We start from the raw sequence: 16495 nt of genomic DNA on the forward strand, positions 1-16495 counted from the left end.
AAAATATCCAATAAACATCATTTTAAATAAAACGATAGGATGGATTGAAGGACGTCCATTGTTTTCACAGTAATAAGGGCGTAACTTCTCTTCAATAAAATCAAAACTAATTGTCGCTTCGATCGCACGAAGGAAATGATCTTGTGGAACCAACTCTTCTACAGAAACAGATACACGTTCATCACGATGATTTTTTAAAGCACCCATCATAAAAAATCTCTCCTTTACCTCTTTTTATCAGTGTTGACACATAAAAAGAGGTTCAGACACAAAAACAGGCTGTGGAGAAGACTTTCTCCACAGCCTGGAAAAGGAGTGAGCTTAAGCTCACTCCTTTTTACAATAAATCTGCTGCTAGTTGAGCTAAATTAGATCGCTCCCCTTTAACAAACTTCACATGACCACTAATGCGCTGTTCTTTAAACTTCTCTACAACATACGTTAAGCCATTATTATATTCATCTAAATATGGGTGATCAATTTGCTGAGGATCTCCCATCAATACAATCTTACTCTTTTCCCCTACCCTAGTTAGTATCGTTTTCACTTCATGCTTTGTTAAATTTTGTGCTTCGTCAATGATAATGAACTGATCTGGAATACTTCTCCCGCGTATATAAGTAAGGGCTTCTACTTCAATCGAACCCATTCCAGCTAAAATAGCATCTAACTCTCCTGGCTTTTTCGTATTAAATAAATACTCTAGGTTATCAAAAATTGGCTGCATCCATGGTCTTAACTTTTCTTCTTTTTCTCCTGGTAAATAACCGATATCTTTTCCGACTGGGACAATCGGTCTTGCAACGAGTAATTTTTTATATAACCCTAAGTCTTCTGTTTGCATAAGTCCCGAAGCTAATGCAAGTAACGTTTTTCCTGTGCCGGCTTTCCCTGTTAACGTTACAAGCGGAATATCTTCACGAAGCAACAATTCTAATCCCATGATTTGCTGCACGTTTCGTGGTCGTATCCCCCACACTTGTTCATTGTGAAAAATAAGTTTCTTTACCTTCTTACCTAAGTGATCCACGATGCCAAGCGCAGAACTAGAGCCCCCCAATGCATCTTTCATTACTACAAATTGATTTGGATAAAAAGGATGATTCGCAATTTCAGATAGAGGCAATTCACCTTTCTCATAAAAATAATCCAATTGTTCTTTTGATATATATCCTTCTAAAAAGCCAGAATATATATTTTCTACTTCAATTACGCGATCACTTAAATAATCTTCAGCCTTCAAACCAATTGCATCAGCTTTTACCCTTACGAGTACATCTTTACTTACTAAAATAACAGACTTCCCGTCCTCTTTTTCCTGTTCTTCTAAAGATAGATTTTTTGCTACAGCTAAAATTCGATTATCATTTGTTTTTTCTACAAAAATATCTTGTAGTTGCACAAATGAACGATGGTTCAATTCAATACGAAATGTTCCGCCGTTTTCTAGCGGGATACTTTCATGCAGCTTTCCTATTTCACGAAATTTATCTATTAACTTAGATACATAACGAGCGTTTCGTCCTACTTCATCCATATAACGTTTTTTCGAATCAACCTCTTCTAATACAACTGCTGGAATCACTACTTCATTGGTTTCAAATGAAAAAATAGATAAAGGATCCTGCAAAAGTACATTCGTATCTAACACATAAATTTTATCCAACCTGTTACCCCCTGACTCCACTTTTAAATTTGTAGAACAAGGGTTTCATCCATAAAATATGGACGAACCATTGTTATAATTATATGTACCGTGTAAACGAGGTAGAATCGAAAATCATAGTCATTAAACCTTTTATTTATTCTTTATTCATTTCTATTCAATATATTACCTTTTATTATAATTATTAACGTTAAATCACAATAACCGATTACAAAAGTGAATAAACGAATTTCTTATTTAGCATCTTTATAATTCTCTTATCCCTACTAGCACTTCGTTATCCAGCTTTTTCGCTGCCCGAAGATCATATGTTTTTTCATATGTTGGTTCAATTGCAAGTTTCGCTCCATAAAACATAACATCACGCACTTCTTGCACATTTACTTCTATTACAGTTAATTTTAAAGAAATACCTTCCATTCTATCTGTCAAAATTTCACCTGCACCACTTATGGAAAATACGGATTCATTCGCCATTATAGTCAATACCACACCTGTATTATGCCGTATATTTTCCACAATACGTGAACGTTGATCTACTGCAAATCGAATACTAGTTTTACTCACTGCATACACCCAAGAAATAGCACTTACGTTAGGAACTTGTTTTTCGAAATCTGTCGTTGCTATCATAACAATACACTCTTTACGCAACGTTTGTACTAAATCCTCTGTTAAGGTAGGCTCTACTACATTCGCCATATTTTCACCTCCAAACATACTTGGTATATCCTTATCATAACTTATTTTTTGAATTGCGAAAATATTATTTTTTCCCACTATTATTCAAAAACATTATACTTCCATGATATACTTATACTGATAGAATTCGTATTGAGGTGACGAAATGAGAGTCAAATGTATGATTTGTGATAAAAAAGATATGTTAGATGATGAAAATCCTATGGCAAAAAAACTGCGTAATCGCCCTATTCATACATATATGTGCATGGAATGTTCGGAACGAATTGCAGAACGTACAATGGAACGTCATGCAAGTGGTAATTTCCGATTATATCGTGATAAAAAAATCGAAGACGATTGGTAAAATGTAAATAAGTCCTTACTCATATAGATAAGGACTTATTTATATTTTTCTGGTTCACGATTCATCTGATCCAAAAAACAATCAATGGCTTCTAGCGGAAACCTTGCAGACTTCCTTTCCCCATTCATTTCATATGTAATTAAATACATCTCCTCGTTCTTTTCGACTTCCACATTTTTTAATTTATGTTCTTCATATATCATATTTTGAAATAACAAATACGTTTCTTTTGCAGCACTATCATCTGGACGTGCTTCAGCAACTGTTTTAATTGTTAACCAATTATATAGTGCATCTTGTACTGAACGCATAAAAACTCCCCCTTCCTCATCCTGCTTTTTGTTGTTTCGCTTGACGCAAACGTAATCTATAAATCCCAAGTACAATTGCCGCTACAACAAGTCCTTCTCCAACGGGTAAAAATACAGCAAAAAAGGTTAATACTGTACATCCAATTGCTAATGATATGTATATCACAATATTTTTAAGTACAGACAACTTTCTAGCAAACCCTAAATTATAGACGAGAGCACTTAATATAATAATCGTCCCATAAAGTAACCACATTCCTAACTCTGGATTTTCATCTACCTTACACAATTTCGCAAAAAAAGACATCCTTTCTAACACACTCTTCCCCCCTAGCAGTAAAATACAAATTTCTTTATACACTTAATACAAGAGTAACTCGCAAAAAAAATACTGTCCACAAAAAAGAGTAAATATTCTAAAAAATAAACATAATAAAAAACAACGACCTTTATAAAAGGTCGTTGTTTTTTTGTTTTTACGCTTCAACAGATTTCTTTTTCTTAGCAGCTCTTTCGCGCTCACTCTTATCAAGAATCTTTTTACGCAGACGAATTGATTCTGGAGTTACTTCACAGAACTCGTCATCGTTTAAGTACTCTAATGATTCTTCTAAAGTCATTAGGCGTGGTTTCTTCATTGTTGAAGTTTGATCTTTCGTCGCAGAACGAATGTTAGTTTGTTGTTTCATTTTCACAACGTTAACTGTTAAGTCGTTCTCACGAGTATGTTCTCCGACAATCATACCAGCATATACTTCTGTACCTGGTTCAACGAAGATTACACCACGGTCTTCAACTTGCATAATGCCGTATTGTGATGCTTTTCCTGTTTCAAGTGAAACTAGAACACCTTGGCGACGTCCACCCACTTGTCCAGCATGTACTGGTTGGTAGCAATCGAATGTATGGTTTAAAATACCGTAACCACGAGTTAATGTTAGGAATTCTGTTGTGTAACCAATTAAACCACGTGCCGGAACCATGAAAGTAAGGCGAACTTGACCGTTTCCGTTATTCACCATATCTAACATTTCACCTTTACGTGCACCCATTGATTCCATAATAGAACCAGTGTACTCTTCAGGAACATCGATTTGTACGCGCTCTACAGGTTCACATCTTACGCCATCGATATCTTTAATAATTACTTCAGGCTTAGATACTTGTAGTTCATAACCTTCACGACGCATGTTTTCAATTAAGATAGATAAATGCAGTTCCCCGCGTCCAGATACGATCCATGCATCAGGAGAATCTGTATTATCTACACGTAAACTTACATCTGTTTCTAATTGTGAACGAAGACGCTCTTCAATTTTACGAGATGTAATGAATTTACCTTCACGACCTGCAAATGGGCTGTTATTTACAAGGAATGTCATTTGTAGCGTTGGCTCATCAATACGTAATAATGGTAAAGCCTCTTCATGCTCAACCGGACATACCGTTTCACCTACGTTGATGTCTTCCATACCTGAAACAGCTACTAAATCTCCAGCTTTTGCTTCTTCAATTTCTTGACGTTTTAATCCAATGTAACCGAATAATTTCGTTACGCGGAATTGTTTTACACTTCCGTCAACTTTCATTAAAGCAACTTGTTGCCCAACCTTCATTGTACCGCGGAATACGCGTCCAACTCCAATACGTCCAACGTAGTCGTTGTAATCAAGAAGTGCTACTTGGAATTGAAGTGGCTCTTCACTGTTATCAACTGGTGCTGGAATATGTTCGATAATTGTATCGAATAATGATTTCATATTCTCTTCTTGATTTGCCGGATTTGAATCCAAGCTTGCTGTTCCGTTCATTGCTGATGCAAATACAACTGGGAACTCTAATTGATCTTCGTTTGCACCAAGTTCGATGAATAAGTCAACTACTTCATCAACTACTTCATCAGGGCGAGCGAAGTCACGGTCAATTTTGTTTACAACAACGATTGGAGTTAAGTTTTGCTCAAGAGCTTTCTTTAAAACAAATCGTGTTTGTGGCATACAACCTTCATATGCATCAACAACAAGTAGAACACCATCAACCATTTTCATGATACGTTCTACTTCTCCACCGAAGTCAGCGTGACCTGGTGTATCTAAAATATTAATTCTTTTATCTTCATAGTGAATCGCTGTATTCTTCGCTAAAATTGTAATACCGCGTTCTCTCTCTAGATCATTTGAATCCATTGCGCGTTCTTCAATATGTTCATTCGCACGGAATGTCCCCGCTTGACGTAATAACTGGTCAACAAGTGTTGTTTTACCATGGTCAACGTGGGCAATAATTGCTATATTACGTAAATCTTGTCGTTTTTTCAACATGTCCAACTCCTAATGTCTTTTTAATCCTTCTCTATTATAAGAGCGAAGGGGATACAATAGCAATTAAAATAAAAGCAAGAATGAAAATATAGTTGTATTCTTACTTTTGTGAAAGTAAAATGAGATTGGAGGGTGAAGAAATGGAACACATTCAATATCGCTTTTTATTAACCGCAATTATCGGTGTTATTTTCTTAATCGGTATCGGCATTATGATTGCTGAAAATAGTCCAATCGGTATTATTATTTGCATTATCGGTACATTTGTTGCAGTTGGATACGGTTTTGTAACAAAAAGAAAAATGCGCAAATCACAATAACGCTAAAAAGTAAGAAGCTTATACATAGCCTCTTACTTTTTTTGTGGCTCTGATATAAAAGATAACACTTCTTCATACACTCCTGGTTTTGCAACTAGCACACTGCTCTTCTCTATGATAGAAAGTGGCGCTCCAGAGAATGTCGTTACCTTCCCTCCAACTTCTTCTACAATTATCTGTCCTCCGCCAAAATCCCATGGTGATAATCTCGGCGTTACATATGCATCTATTCTTCCTGTTGCAACGTACACCATCTCTAACGCTGCACAGCCATACGATCTCGTGCCCCTTGCTTTCTTAACAAGTGCCATCATACTTTCCATATTAAGCAATGGATTATCTGTAAGCCATATCGCATTTAAAGCTACAATACCTTGCTCTACAGTTCCTTTTTCCAATGGAGGAATTGATATATCATTACAAAAAGCTCCAGATCCCTTGACTGCATGATATAGTTCATCATGTACTGGATCATAAATAAGTCCAATCTTTCCGATACCGTTCTCATAAATCCCCATTGAAATTGCAAAATTTCTTTTTTGATGAACAAAGTTCATCGTGCCGTCAATTGGATCAATTAACCAAACAACCCCGTCAGAAGACGTTATCTCGTCTCCATAACCCTCTTCTCCTAAAATATTATGATTCGGGAATGTTTCTTTAATTTTCCCAATTAAAAACTGTTCTATCTCTCGGTCCATATTTGTCACTAAGTCAGCTGCATTGGATTTTGTTTCTATAATAAGTGCTTTTTTCATGGATGCCATTAAATGCTCTCCTGCATCCCGAATCCACCGTTTGGCGTGTGCATCGATGTCTTTCCATACTTCTTGCATGTTTAAACACTCCGATCTTTACTGTTCACAGAAAAAACGAACCCTTTATAAGGTTCGCACCAACTAATTTTTTATACATATACTATTATTACGCTTCTAAACGAATCATTTCAAGTCTTAACACTTCTAACTTTTGTACACACTCTTCTTTTTTCTGTTTATCATCTTCCATCATCGCATCATATAAAGTTGCTAATTCATAATCTAGCTCCAAACGTAGCACCGGTATTCTCTTTTCGGCATCTGTTCTCTTTAACGCATTAATCACCTGTCTCATATTATTTGCCTCCTCCCAATATTCGTCTGCCCTCGGACTAGAATTAATTAAATTTTCTGATTTTTTGTTTTATACTATACTATGTTGGATAAATCATCTATGCAACAAAATTATATTTTTTTATTTAAATTTTTTTGTGCTGTTTTTTTTATGAATAGTACAAGCTATGCTAAAATAAAAGCAAAATAGGAGTTGGAGGAACAATCATGACAATACAAACATTCAAGTCAACTGATTTTGATGTCTTTACAGTTGATGGTCTCGAAGAACGAATGAGTGCAATTAAAACGAACATTCATCCTAAGCTAGAAGCTTTAGGGGAACAATTTGCAGAATACTTATCCCAACACACTGATGAGAACTTTTTTTATCATGTTGCAAAACACGCACGTCGCAAAGTCAATCCACCAAACGATACTTGGGTTGCTTTTTCAACAAATAAACGAGGATATAAAATGCTACCGCATTTCCAAATCGGCTTATGGGGTACTCATGCCTTCATATACTTTGGTTTAATCTATGAGTGTCCACAAAAAGTTGAGACGGCTCATGCCTTCTTAGAACATTTAAATGATTTAAAAACAAATATTCCAAATGACTTCGTTTGGTCCATTGACCATACTAAACCAAGTGTGAAATTACATAAAACACTTGAAACCGAAGACTTACAAAAGATGATTGAACGACTAGCTACTGTAAAAAAAGCAGAATTATTAGTTGGTATTCATATATCACCAGAGGAGTTTTCAGCAATGACCAACGAACAATTCCTTGCTAAGATTGAATCTACGATGCAATCACTCCTTCCTTTATATGCACTTTGTAATCGATAGTAGAAAACGGACAATTTATATTGTCCGTTTTTAGTTGTTATCACATTATATCACTTCAGTTTTTATTTTTCAAAATATTTTTTACATTTTTACAACCTTTTGTTCTTCGACTTCCTTTGCTCTTTGAATAGCACGATATATAGAGTATCCACTTACTTCTTGAAACTCTTTATCAATTTTCTTTTCTTCTGCTTTCGATGGAACAATCTCTTTAAAGCGACGATATAAACCCATTAATTCTTCTCTTATAATTCCTTTTTCATAAGCTTTCTCAATTGCTTCATAAAACTTCACAATTATAACCATTTCCTCATTTGACCAATCATAATCTAACGGATATTGATATTCCATTTCGCACCCCATTTATCATTTCTTCTTGTTTCATTATGCTATCTTAAAGAGAATATTTTATTATTCATTATAGCCACTCTGCATTATACACTATTTATTCATTTTAATGGAATTGTCTTCCTCTATTCATTAGTTGAGGCTAACTATTAAACATACTCACCTTAAAAACATTTTTTTCTATACATCTATAATTATTGGTGATATAATGCTTTTGTTTTATAGAAAATAAAGTGAAGCTACCATCTCAAAAACGATTTTTTGAATGGCAGAAAAACAAGCCTCATTCTAAAAAAAGACTTACCTTTTTTAGAGCAGGATTATATAAAACAAATTATACTAAATATTATGAAGAAGAAGGGGTGTATAGATTGTCCCAATACGAAACACCATTGTTTACCGCTTTAGTTGAGCACAGTAAGCGAAATCCAATTCAATTCCATATTCCTGGTCATAAAAAAGGACAGGGCATGGATCCTACATTTCGCGAATTTATTGGGCATAATGCATTAGCAATTGACTTAATTAATATTGCGCCACTCGATGATTTACATCATCCAAAAGGTATGATTAAAGAAGCACAGGATTTAGCAGCCGCTGCATTCGGTGCAGATCATACTTTCTTTTCTATTCAAGGTACAAGTGGCGCTATTATGACAATGGTGATGAGCGTTTGCGGTCCTGGTGACAAAATCCTAGTACCACGAAACGTGCATAAATCAGTAATGTCAGCTATTATTTTCTCAGGTGCAAAACCGATTTTCATGCATCCTGAAATCGATCCGAAGCTCGGTATTTCTCATGGAATCACAATTCAATCTGTCAAAAAAGCACTTGAAGAGCACTCAGATGCAAAGGGCTTACTTGTTATTAATCCAACGTACTTTGGGTTTGCTGCAGACTTAGAACAGATTGTACAATTAGCACATTCTTATGACATCCCTGTACTAGTCGACGAGGCTCATGGTGTTCATATTCATTTTCACGATGAATTGCCGATGTCAGCGATGCAAGCGGGTGCAGATATGGCAGCAACAAGTGTTCACAAATTAGGAGGCTCTTTAACTCAAAGTTCTATTCTTAATGTGAAAGAAGGCTTGGTGAATGTAAAGCATGTCCAATCTATTATTAGCATGCTTACGACTACATCAACTTCTTACATCTTGTTAGCATCCCTTGATGTTGCCAGAAAACGTCTTGCTACAGAAGGAACAGCACTCATAGCACAAACAATACAATTAGCTGAACATGTTCGTGATGCTATAAATTCTATTGAGCATCTTTACTGTCCTGGAAAAGAAATGTTAGGTACAGATGCTACCTTTAACTATGATCCTACAAAGATAATTGTATCTGTAAAAGATTTAGGTATTACCGGCCACCAAGCTGAAGTATGGCTTAGAGAGAAATATAACATTGAAGTAGAACTCTCAGATCTATACAACATACTATGTCTTATCACTTTGGGAGATACAGAAAGTGATACAAATACACTTATTGCAGCATTACAAGATTTAGCAGCAACATTTAGAAATAGGGCAGATAAAGGTGTTCAAGTACAAGTAGAGATTCCAGAAATTCCAGTGCTAGCACTTTCTCCTCGAGATGCTTTTTATTCGGAAACAGAAGTCATTCCATTTGAAAATGCAGCGGGTCGTATTATAGCTGATTTTGTTATGGTTTATCCGCCAGGGATTCCAATCTTTACTCCGGGGGAAATTATTACACAAGAAAACTTAGAGTATATTCGTAAAAACTTAGAAGCAGGTTTACCTGTACAAGGTCCTGAAGATATGACATTACAAACATTACGTGTTATTAAAGAGTACAAGCCTATCAGTTGATAGGCTTTTTTTTCACCTTTTTTCCTATTCTTCATACGATACTAAAGAATGTAACGTATAGGTGGGGATACTATTATGATTGTAATAGGCCGTTCTATTGTACATCCTTATATTACAAATGAATATGAGCCATTTGCAGCAGAGAAACAACAAATTTTATCAATAATGGCAGGAAATCAAGAAGTTTATTCCTTCCGAACAGCTGATGAACTCAGCTTTGATCTCAATTTACGAGTTAATATTATTATCTCTGCACTAGAACTTTTTCAAAGTGGATTTCAGTTTCGCACATTTCAACAATCCTTTTGCAACCCCCAGTATTGGAAAAGAACGTCCCTTGGAGGATTCGAGCTTCTTCCAAACATACCACCTTCTATTGCCATACAAGATATTTTCAAAAACGGAAAACTATATGGAACTGAATGCGCAACCGCTATGATCATTATTTTTTATAAAGCTTTATTATCATTGTATGAGGAAGAAACTTTCAATCGTCTATTTGCAAACCTTTTACTTTATACATGGGACTACGATCAAGATCTAAGGCTCATAACAAAAACCGGTGGCGATCTTGTTCCAGGTGACCTCGTTTACTTTAAAAACCCACAAGTGAATCCAGCTACGATTGAGTGGCAAGGAGAAAACACAATCTATTTAGGAAATTTCTTTTTTTACGGACATGGCGTAGGTGTAAAAACAAAAGAAGAAATTATTTATTCATTAAATGAACGACGAGTCCCTTACGCTTTTATTTCAGCTTTCTTGACCGATACTATTACCCGTATCGATAGCCGTATAATGAGCCAATACGTTTCTTCTAGTACACCACAGACATCCATAAGCTTTATTCCAATTAGAGATGATGCAATCGTTGCAACAGTTGGCCATACAACTACAATTTATTAAAAAAAGCGCCTACACATGTAGGCGCTTTTTCTTATTATTAAGCTTTTGTATGTTCTTTATGGTCACATTCGCAATGAGATCCACATTTCCCGTATAGTACTGTTGATTTTTCATCTTCAAAATGTCCAATTGTTCCTTCACATACTTGGCATACGATTGTTCCCATTTTCATTTCCCCCTGAGTTTTAATAGTAATCTATTTATTTATCATTAAGCTTTCGCATTATCTTTTCTAGCACAGTCACAATTTGTTCCACATTTTCCGTAAAGTACCGTCGTTTTCTCATCTTCAAAATGTCCGATTGTTCCTTCACATACTTGGCATACGATTGTTCCCATTTTTCATTTCCTCCTAAGTTTATGGTCCTAAAAACTTTTAGCTGTCCATTTCCTATCAATTATTGGGCTTTTGTATGCTCTGTGTGATCACATCCGCAAGATCCACATTTCCCGTAAAGTACCGTTACTTTCTCATCTTCGAAGTGTGCAATTGTACCTTCACAATCTTGACATACGATTGTTCCCATTTTTCATTTCCCCCTAAGTTTATAATCCCAAAAACTTTTTTGTAACCGCTTAACTTTCTGTCTTCATTTTAATATGTTATACTTTTTACGTCAATAGGTTTTTAGTATAACACATTAAATATTTTAAATTTAAATTAGTATGCGATATTAAAATAAAAAAACAGCCATATTTATAAGTACGACTGTTTCACATTAATTATTCTTCATATTCCGCATGTAAAGAAGTTGACGGAACTAGAAATTTGAAAAACTGAGCTAACTCCTTTGCTTCCTCTTCTGATCCTAATTTAAAAATCTCCTGTATATATTGAACATTCTCTACATCATCTCGTCCGAGTAAAGTAGACCTTCCTGTTTGCATACAAACAATGAGCGGCTTTCCAAAAAACATATTTGTATAAATAACACCAAAATCATAACGTGTATCATGTGTCATAAACCCTAAAAATCGTACCTTCACACTTTCATGCTCATCATACAATTTTTCAAACATTGGTTTCCACCTTTCTACATCACGTTTCATTACTAGTATATTAAACAAAACATGTAATACTCCTTTTAATTGTCAAAAAATTCAGTAGGATGTAGAATGATAGTATTCTACTAAGTTAGGGGGAAGTTCTATGCAACATGCCTTTATTACGCTTGTACCTAAATCCAATCAACAATCTGTTTCAATAGATGATATAAAACAACTTTTTCATTATTATAAAACAGTTACTTATAAAACTGGGGCCCAAATTAATTACACGTATACAAATACCGCTTTTCCTTATGAAATTTTAGATACATCTACAACAACATTAAAACTTCAATCCAATCACGACCGGTATGACTCAATTTATATTGGTGTTGGTATAGAAAATGAACAATCTTTCATCCAAGTTTCTTTACCACCTAATGCAACATATGGTGACAAAGGGAAAGCAAATGAATTTTGCCGTTTTTTAGCGAAGAAATTAGAAGGAGAGTTACAATTATTTAATGGAAGAACAATGTATTTTTATAAACGTTAATTTAAAAAATAGATAATATGATTAAAAATAGTATACAATTCGAACATGTAAGAAATAAAGCTTGCTTTCTTACGTGTAATACAAAATATGCTATTACATAGGCTAAATACAGGAATACGAAAAAAAGAATGACTTTATAATGAAGCTTATCACCATTCGATAATGTTAACACAGTGGAAAAGCCACTCCATAGTAGTAAATGATAAAATATAACATGTAATATTTTCATGGAACCTTCTCCTTTGACATGCTCTATTTTATTAATATATGGGGTTAAGTTTGAATCAATTACATATTATAGGATGATACATATTACCTTTGAAGTAAATTACGCATGAATCATTTGTTAAAGTATTATATATTCATTCGACAAGTACGTTTAAAGACCTTGCAAGTCATTTGATGAAAATAAAAATAGCCCCTCTCTTACAATAAGAGAGGGGCTATTTTTATTAATTAAATTATTTTACAATGTGAATTGGCATTCCAAGAGCAACTTCAGCTGCTTCCATTGTGATTTCACCTAATGTTGGGTGAGCATGGATTGTTTGAGCGATATCTTCAGCTGTCATTCCAGCTTCGATAGCTAAACCAATCTCAGAGATAATATCAGAAGCACCTGCACCTGCAACTTGAGCACCTACAAGAAGGCCATCTTCTTTACGTGTTACAAGTTGTAGGAAACCGTCAGTGCTGTTTAATGATAATGCACGACCGTTAGCAGCGAATGGGAACTTAGATACAGTTACAGTCATTCCAGCTTCTTCAGCTTGTTTTTTAGTGTAACCAACAGATGCTAATTCTGGATCAGTGAAGCATACTGCAGGAATTCCGATGTAATCGATAGCTGATGCATGGCCACTAATTGCTTCTACAGCTACTTTACCTTCGTAAGAAGCTTTGTGAGCTAATGGTGGTCCAGGAACGATATCACCGATTGCATATATGTTTGGTACATTTGTACGACATTGCTCATCGATTTCGATGATGCCGCGGTCAGTCATTTTAACTCCAACTTGCTCAAGACCGATTTCTTGAGTGTTTGGACGACGACCTACAGTTACTAATACGTAATCTGCTTCTACAGTTTGGATTTCACCTTTAACTTCAAAGCTAACTTTTACGCCAGTTTCTGTTTCTTCAACGCCTTTAGCCATAGCTTTTGTATGGATATTTACGTTACCTTTTTTCTGTAGAGCACGTTTAACAACAGAGCTCATAGCTTTTTCGAAACCAGCTAAGATTTCGTCGCCAGCTTCTACTACAGTAACTTCTGTACCGAAGTTAGCATATGCAGTACCTAATTCCATACCGATGTAACCGCCGCCGATTACAACAAGTTTTTTAGGAATTTCAGGTAAGCTTAAAGCACCTGTAGAGTTGATAACACGTTTAGAGTATTTGAATCCTGGAATTTCGATTGGTGTAGAACCAGTTGCAAGAACAGCATTTTTAAACGTATAAGTTTGAGCTGCATCTTCAGTCATAACGCGTAATGTATTAGCATCTACGAAGTAAGCTTCACCGCGAATGATTTCAACTTTGTTACCTTTAAGAAGGCCTTCAACACCGCCAGTTAATTTCTTAACTACGCCGTTTTTCCATTCTTGAACTTTTGTAAAGTCAACTTTTACGTTCTCTGCAGTGATACCCATGTCATCAGAATGCATTGCATTCTCATAACGATGACCTGCATTGATTAACGCTTTTGAAGGAATACATCCAACGTTTAAGCATACGCCACCAAGGTTAGCTTTTTCAATGATTGCTACCTTTTGACCTAATTGTGCTGCACGAATTGCCGCAACGTATCCACCAGGACCTGCACCAACAACGACTGTATCTAATTCAATTGGGAAATCTCCTACTACCATTGTTATTACGCCTCCATTACTAATAATTGTGGGTCATTCAATAGACGTTTAATTTGGTTTAACGCTTTTTGAGCAGTTGCGCCGTCAATTAAACGATGGTCAAAGCTTAGAGATAATGCTAATACTGGAGCTGCAACGATTTCACCATTTTTCACAACTGGTTTTTCAGCGATACGGCCGATACCAAGGATTGCTACTTCTGGGTGATTGATAACTGGAGTGAACCATTGTCCACCTGCAGAACCAATGTTTGTAATTGTGCAAGAAGCACCTTTCATTTCAGTTGGAGCTAGACGACCTTCACGTGCTTTACCAGCAAGATCATTGATCTCGTTAGAAATAGTGAAGATAGACTTGCGATCTGTATCTTTAACAACTGGTACTAATAGACCTTTGTCTGTATCAGCTGCGATACCGATGTTGAAGTAATGTTTATGAACTACTTCTTGAGATGCATCGTCTAAAGAAGTGTTTAACATTGGGTATTCACGTAATGCAGATGTTAAAGCTTTAACAACGTATGGAAGGTAAGTTAATTTAATACCTTTGTCAGCTGCTACTGCTTTGAACTTCTTACGGTGAGCAACAAGCTCAGTTACATCAACTTCATCCATTAATGTTACGTGAGGAGCTGTATGCTTAGAGTTAACCATTGCTTTCGCAATCGCTTTACGGATACCACTCATTTTCTCACGAGTTTCTGGATATTCACCAGCTGGAATTGGTTGTGCTTTTGGTGCTTCTTCTTTCGCTGCTGCTGGAGTAGCTTCTACTGCTGCTGGAGCCTCAGTTGCTGCTACAGTTTGTCCACCATTTGCAAATGCATCGATGTCAGCTTTTACGATACGGCCATTCTTACCAGTACCAGCTACTTTATGAATGTCTACACCTTTTTCACGAGCGTATTTACGAACAGATGGCATAGCGATTACGCGCTCATTTACTACTTCTGCAGTTGCTGCTGGAGTAGCTTCCGCTGCTGGAGCTTCTACTGCTGCTTCTTCAGCTTTTGGAGCTTCATCATGATCGTCACCTTTAAATTTAAGGTTTTCGTATCCAGGAGCATCAAATTTAATTAATGTATCTCCTACGATTGCAACTGTTCCTTCTTCTACAAGTACTTCAAGTACTTTACCTTTAACAGGAGAAGGGATTTCTACTACTGCTTTATCATTTTGTACTTCAAGAAGTACATCGTCTTCGTTTACTTCATCGCCTGGTTTAATAAACCATTTTACGATTTCACCTTCGTGGATACCTTCACCGATATCTGGTAGTTTAAATTCAAATGCCACGGAATTCAGCCCCCTGATTCATTTCATTATTATGGAATATGTACAAAAGAAACCAGCATGTGCTGATTTCTTTTGCACATGAAAAGCTAAAAATTAGAAGTTCATTACTTTGTTTACAGCTTCAACAATATCTTTGTGGTTTGGTAACCATACGCTCTCTGCTTGAGAGAATGGGAATACTGTGTCAGCAGCTGCAACACGTACAACTGGAGCTTCTAAGTTTAAGATTGCACGGTCGTTAATTTCCGCTACAACGTTAGCTGCAATACCAGCTTGTTTTTGAGCTTCTTGAACTACAACTACGCGACCTGTTTTTTCAACAGAAGCGATGATTGTTTCAATATCTAATGGTTGAACTGTACGTAAGTCAACAACCTCTAAAGAGATACCTTCTTTTTCAAGTTCTTCAGCAGCTTTTAATGCAGCGTGAACCATAGCACCGTAAGCGATAACAGATACATCTGTACCTTCACGTTTGATATCAGCTTTACCTAAATCAATTGTGTATTCGCCTTCTGGTACATCTTGACGGAATGAACGATACAATTTCATATGCTCTAAGTAGATTACTGGATCGTTGTCACGAATCGCAGAGATTAAAAGACCTTTAGCATCGTATGGAGTAGATGGAATAACAACTTTTAGACCAGGTTGTTGAGCCACTAATCCTTCTAAGCTATCAGCATGTAGTTCAGGAGTATGAACACCACCACCGAATGGAGAACGAACTGTTACTGGAGCAGTCCAACGTCCACCAGAACGGTAACGCATACGAGCCAATTGACCAGAAATTGAATCCATTACTTCAAAAACGAAACCGAAGAATTGGATTTCTGGAACTGGACGGAATCCTTCAAGTGCAAGACCAACTGCAAGTCCACCAATACCAGACTCTGCAAGTGGAGTATCCATTACACGATCTTCACCAAATTCAGCTTGTAAACCTTCAGTAGCACGGAATACACCGCCGTTTACACCAACGTCTTCACCAAATACAAGTACGTTAGGATCATTTTTCATTTCAACGCGTAAAGCATCAGTGATTGCTTGAATCATTGTCATTTGAGCCATGG

The 16495-nt window shown here is 36.1% G+C and carries 22 protein-coding genes and 1 pseudogene; 6 read left to right on the plus strand and 17 right to left on the minus strand.

From position 1 onward, the window contains the following. From C4S65_RS20035 to C4S65_RS20045, 3 genes and pseudogenes are all read right to left on the minus strand, one after another. Positions 1-210, minus strand: a pseudogene (locus tag C4S65_RS20035) (IS5/IS1182 family transposase); the annotation flags it as partial. Positions 211-337: 127 nt separating this feature from the next. Continuing rightward, entirely contained in the window at positions 338-1666 is a 1329-nt protein-coding gene (locus C4S65_RS20040) for a PhoH family protein (protein ID WP_000358083.1), read from the minus strand. Positions 1667-1912: 246 nt separating this feature from the next. Beyond that, positions 1913-2368: a pyridoxamine 5'-phosphate oxidase family protein gene (locus tag C4S65_RS20045; RefSeq protein ID WP_000024597.1), complete on the minus strand. Its 456-nt coding sequence runs from the start codon at positions 2366-2368 to the stop codon at positions 1913-1915. Positions 2369-2513: 145 nt separating this feature from the next. Here C4S65_RS20045 and C4S65_RS20050 point away from each other — a divergent pair, with 145 nt between their 5' ends. Continuing rightward, positions 2514-2714 carry a YlaI family protein gene (locus C4S65_RS20050; RefSeq protein WP_002082250.1) on the plus strand — a complete coding sequence of 67 codons (201 nt, stop codon included), beginning with the start codon at positions 2514-2516 and terminating at the stop codon, positions 2712-2714. Between the two features lie 35 nt (positions 2715-2749). Here the strand turns inward: C4S65_RS20050 and C4S65_RS20055 are convergent, their stop codons facing one another. The 3 genes from C4S65_RS20055 to typA all read right to left on the minus strand — a co-directional run bounded on the left by C4S65_RS20055 (position 2750) and on the right by typA (position 5346). Then, a complete protein-coding gene (locus C4S65_RS20055) occupies positions 2750-3025 on the minus strand; it encodes a hypothetical protein (protein ID WP_001258140.1) in 276 nt (91 codons plus the stop codon). A 16-nt stretch (positions 3026-3041) separates the two neighbouring features. Then, the gene (locus tag C4S65_RS20060; RefSeq protein WP_000893662.1) at positions 3042-3344 is read right to left on the minus strand and encodes a YlaH-like family protein; all 303 of its coding nucleotides are present in this window, start codon (positions 3342-3344) and stop codon (positions 3042-3044) included. Between the two features lie 157 nt (positions 3345-3501). Beyond that, positions 3502-5346, minus strand: coding sequence for a translational GTPase TypA (gene typA / locus C4S65_RS20065; protein ID WP_000914752.1), 1845 nt, complete (start codon positions 5344-5346; stop codon positions 3502-3504). A 140-nt stretch (positions 5347-5486) separates the two neighbouring features. On the opposite strand from typA, the gene C4S65_RS20070 reads away from it, so the two are divergent. After that, complete coding sequence (locus C4S65_RS20070) at positions 5487-5666, plus strand: DUF5325 family protein (protein WP_000400123.1); 180 nt, start codon at positions 5487-5489, stop codon at positions 5664-5666. A gap of 32 nt (positions 5667-5698) precedes the next feature. Here the strand turns inward: C4S65_RS20070 and C4S65_RS20075 are convergent, their stop codons facing one another. Together C4S65_RS20075 and C4S65_RS20080 are read right to left on the minus strand one after the other, a co-directional pair. Further along, positions 5699-6502, minus strand: coding sequence for an inositol monophosphatase family protein (locus C4S65_RS20075; RefSeq protein ID WP_001158707.1), 804 nt, complete (start codon positions 6500-6502; stop codon positions 5699-5701). 88 nt (positions 6503-6590) lie between these two features. Beyond that, positions 6591-6779, minus strand: coding sequence for a hypothetical protein (locus tag C4S65_RS20080; protein WP_001250164.1), 189 nt, complete (start codon positions 6777-6779; stop codon positions 6591-6593). Between the two features lie 206 nt (positions 6780-6985). On the opposite strand from C4S65_RS20080, the gene C4S65_RS20085 reads away from it, so the two are divergent. Beyond that, the gene (locus C4S65_RS20085) at positions 6986-7612 is read left to right on the plus strand and encodes a DUF1054 domain-containing protein (protein WP_000155318.1); all 627 of its coding nucleotides are present in this window, start codon (positions 6986-6988) and stop codon (positions 7610-7612) included. Positions 7613-7693: 81 nt separating this feature from the next. Here C4S65_RS20085 and C4S65_RS20090 read toward each other — a convergent pair whose 3' ends face one another. Continuing rightward, positions 7694-7963 (minus strand): UPF0223 family protein, encoded by a 270-nt coding sequence (locus tag C4S65_RS20090; protein ID WP_061666432.1) that lies wholly within the window; start codon positions 7961-7963, stop codon positions 7694-7696. A gap of 368 nt (positions 7964-8331) precedes the next feature. On the opposite strand from C4S65_RS20090, the gene speA reads away from it, so the two are divergent. Beyond that, complete coding sequence (gene speA, locus C4S65_RS20095; protein WP_061666353.1) at positions 8332-9804, plus strand: arginine decarboxylase; 1473 nt, start codon at positions 8332-8334, stop codon at positions 9802-9804. 75 nt (positions 9805-9879) lie between these two features. After that, entirely contained in the window at positions 9880-10710 is an 831-nt protein-coding gene (locus tag C4S65_RS20100; RefSeq protein WP_086407632.1) for a protein-glutamine gamma-glutamyltransferase, read from the plus strand. 37 nt (positions 10711-10747) lie between these two features. On the opposite strand, the gene C4S65_RS20105 is transcribed toward C4S65_RS20100, so the two are convergent. From C4S65_RS20105 to C4S65_RS20120, 4 genes are all read right to left on the minus strand, one after another. Continuing rightward, the gene (locus C4S65_RS20105; protein WP_000536796.1) at positions 10748-10876 is read right to left on the minus strand and encodes a GapA-binding peptide SR1P; all 129 of its coding nucleotides are present in this window, start codon (positions 10874-10876) and stop codon (positions 10748-10750) included. Between the two features lie 44 nt (positions 10877-10920). Next, positions 10921-11049, minus strand: a complete 129-nt coding sequence (locus C4S65_RS20110; RefSeq protein ID WP_000536803.1) for a GapA-binding peptide SR1P — start codon at positions 11047-11049, stop codon at positions 10921-10923. Positions 11050-11108: 59 nt separating this feature from the next. Continuing rightward, on the minus strand, positions 11109-11237 hold the full coding sequence (locus tag C4S65_RS20115) for a GapA-binding peptide SR1P (RefSeq protein WP_000536778.1): 129 nt from the start codon (positions 11235-11237) through the stop codon (positions 11109-11111). 196 nt (positions 11238-11433) lie between these two features. Continuing rightward, entirely contained in the window at positions 11434-11730 is a 297-nt protein-coding gene (locus C4S65_RS20120; RefSeq protein WP_000462038.1) for a DUF3055 domain-containing protein, read from the minus strand. Positions 11731-11860: 130 nt separating this feature from the next. On the opposite strand from C4S65_RS20120, the gene C4S65_RS20125 reads away from it, so the two are divergent. Further along, positions 11861-12253, plus strand: coding sequence for a DUF1885 family protein (locus C4S65_RS20125; protein WP_061666352.1), 393 nt, complete (start codon positions 11861-11863; stop codon positions 12251-12253). 1 nt (position 12254) lies between these two features. On the opposite strand, the gene C4S65_RS20130 is transcribed toward C4S65_RS20125, so the two are convergent. The 4 genes from C4S65_RS20130 to pdhB form a co-directional block, all read right to left on the minus strand. Continuing rightward, positions 12255-12482 carry a hypothetical protein gene (locus tag C4S65_RS20130; RefSeq protein WP_000697473.1) on the minus strand — a complete coding sequence of 76 codons (228 nt, stop codon included), beginning with the start codon at positions 12480-12482 and terminating at the stop codon, positions 12255-12257. A gap of 232 nt (positions 12483-12714) precedes the next feature. Next, positions 12715-14127, minus strand: coding sequence for a dihydrolipoyl dehydrogenase (gene lpdA / locus C4S65_RS20135; RefSeq protein WP_000260104.1), 1413 nt, complete (start codon positions 14125-14127; stop codon positions 12715-12717). 5 nt (positions 14128-14132) lie between these two features. Further along, a complete protein-coding gene (gene pdhC / locus C4S65_RS20140) occupies positions 14133-15422 on the minus strand; it encodes a pyruvate dehydrogenase complex dihydrolipoyllysine-residue acetyltransferase (protein ID WP_000863420.1) in 1290 nt (429 codons plus the stop codon). Between the two features lie 93 nt (positions 15423-15515). Continuing rightward, positions 15516-16493: a pyruvate dehydrogenase complex E1 component subunit beta gene (gene pdhB, locus C4S65_RS20145; RefSeq protein ID WP_000068163.1), complete on the minus strand. Its 978-nt coding sequence runs from the start codon at positions 16491-16493 to the stop codon at positions 15516-15518. Positions 16494-16495: the final 2 nt, after the last annotated feature.

It is taken from the genome of Bacillus sp. ok061 (assembly GCF_900108285.1).
Classification (GTDB): domain Bacteria; phylum Bacillota; class Bacilli; order Bacillales; family Bacillaceae_G; genus Bacillus_A; species Bacillus_A thuringiensis_S.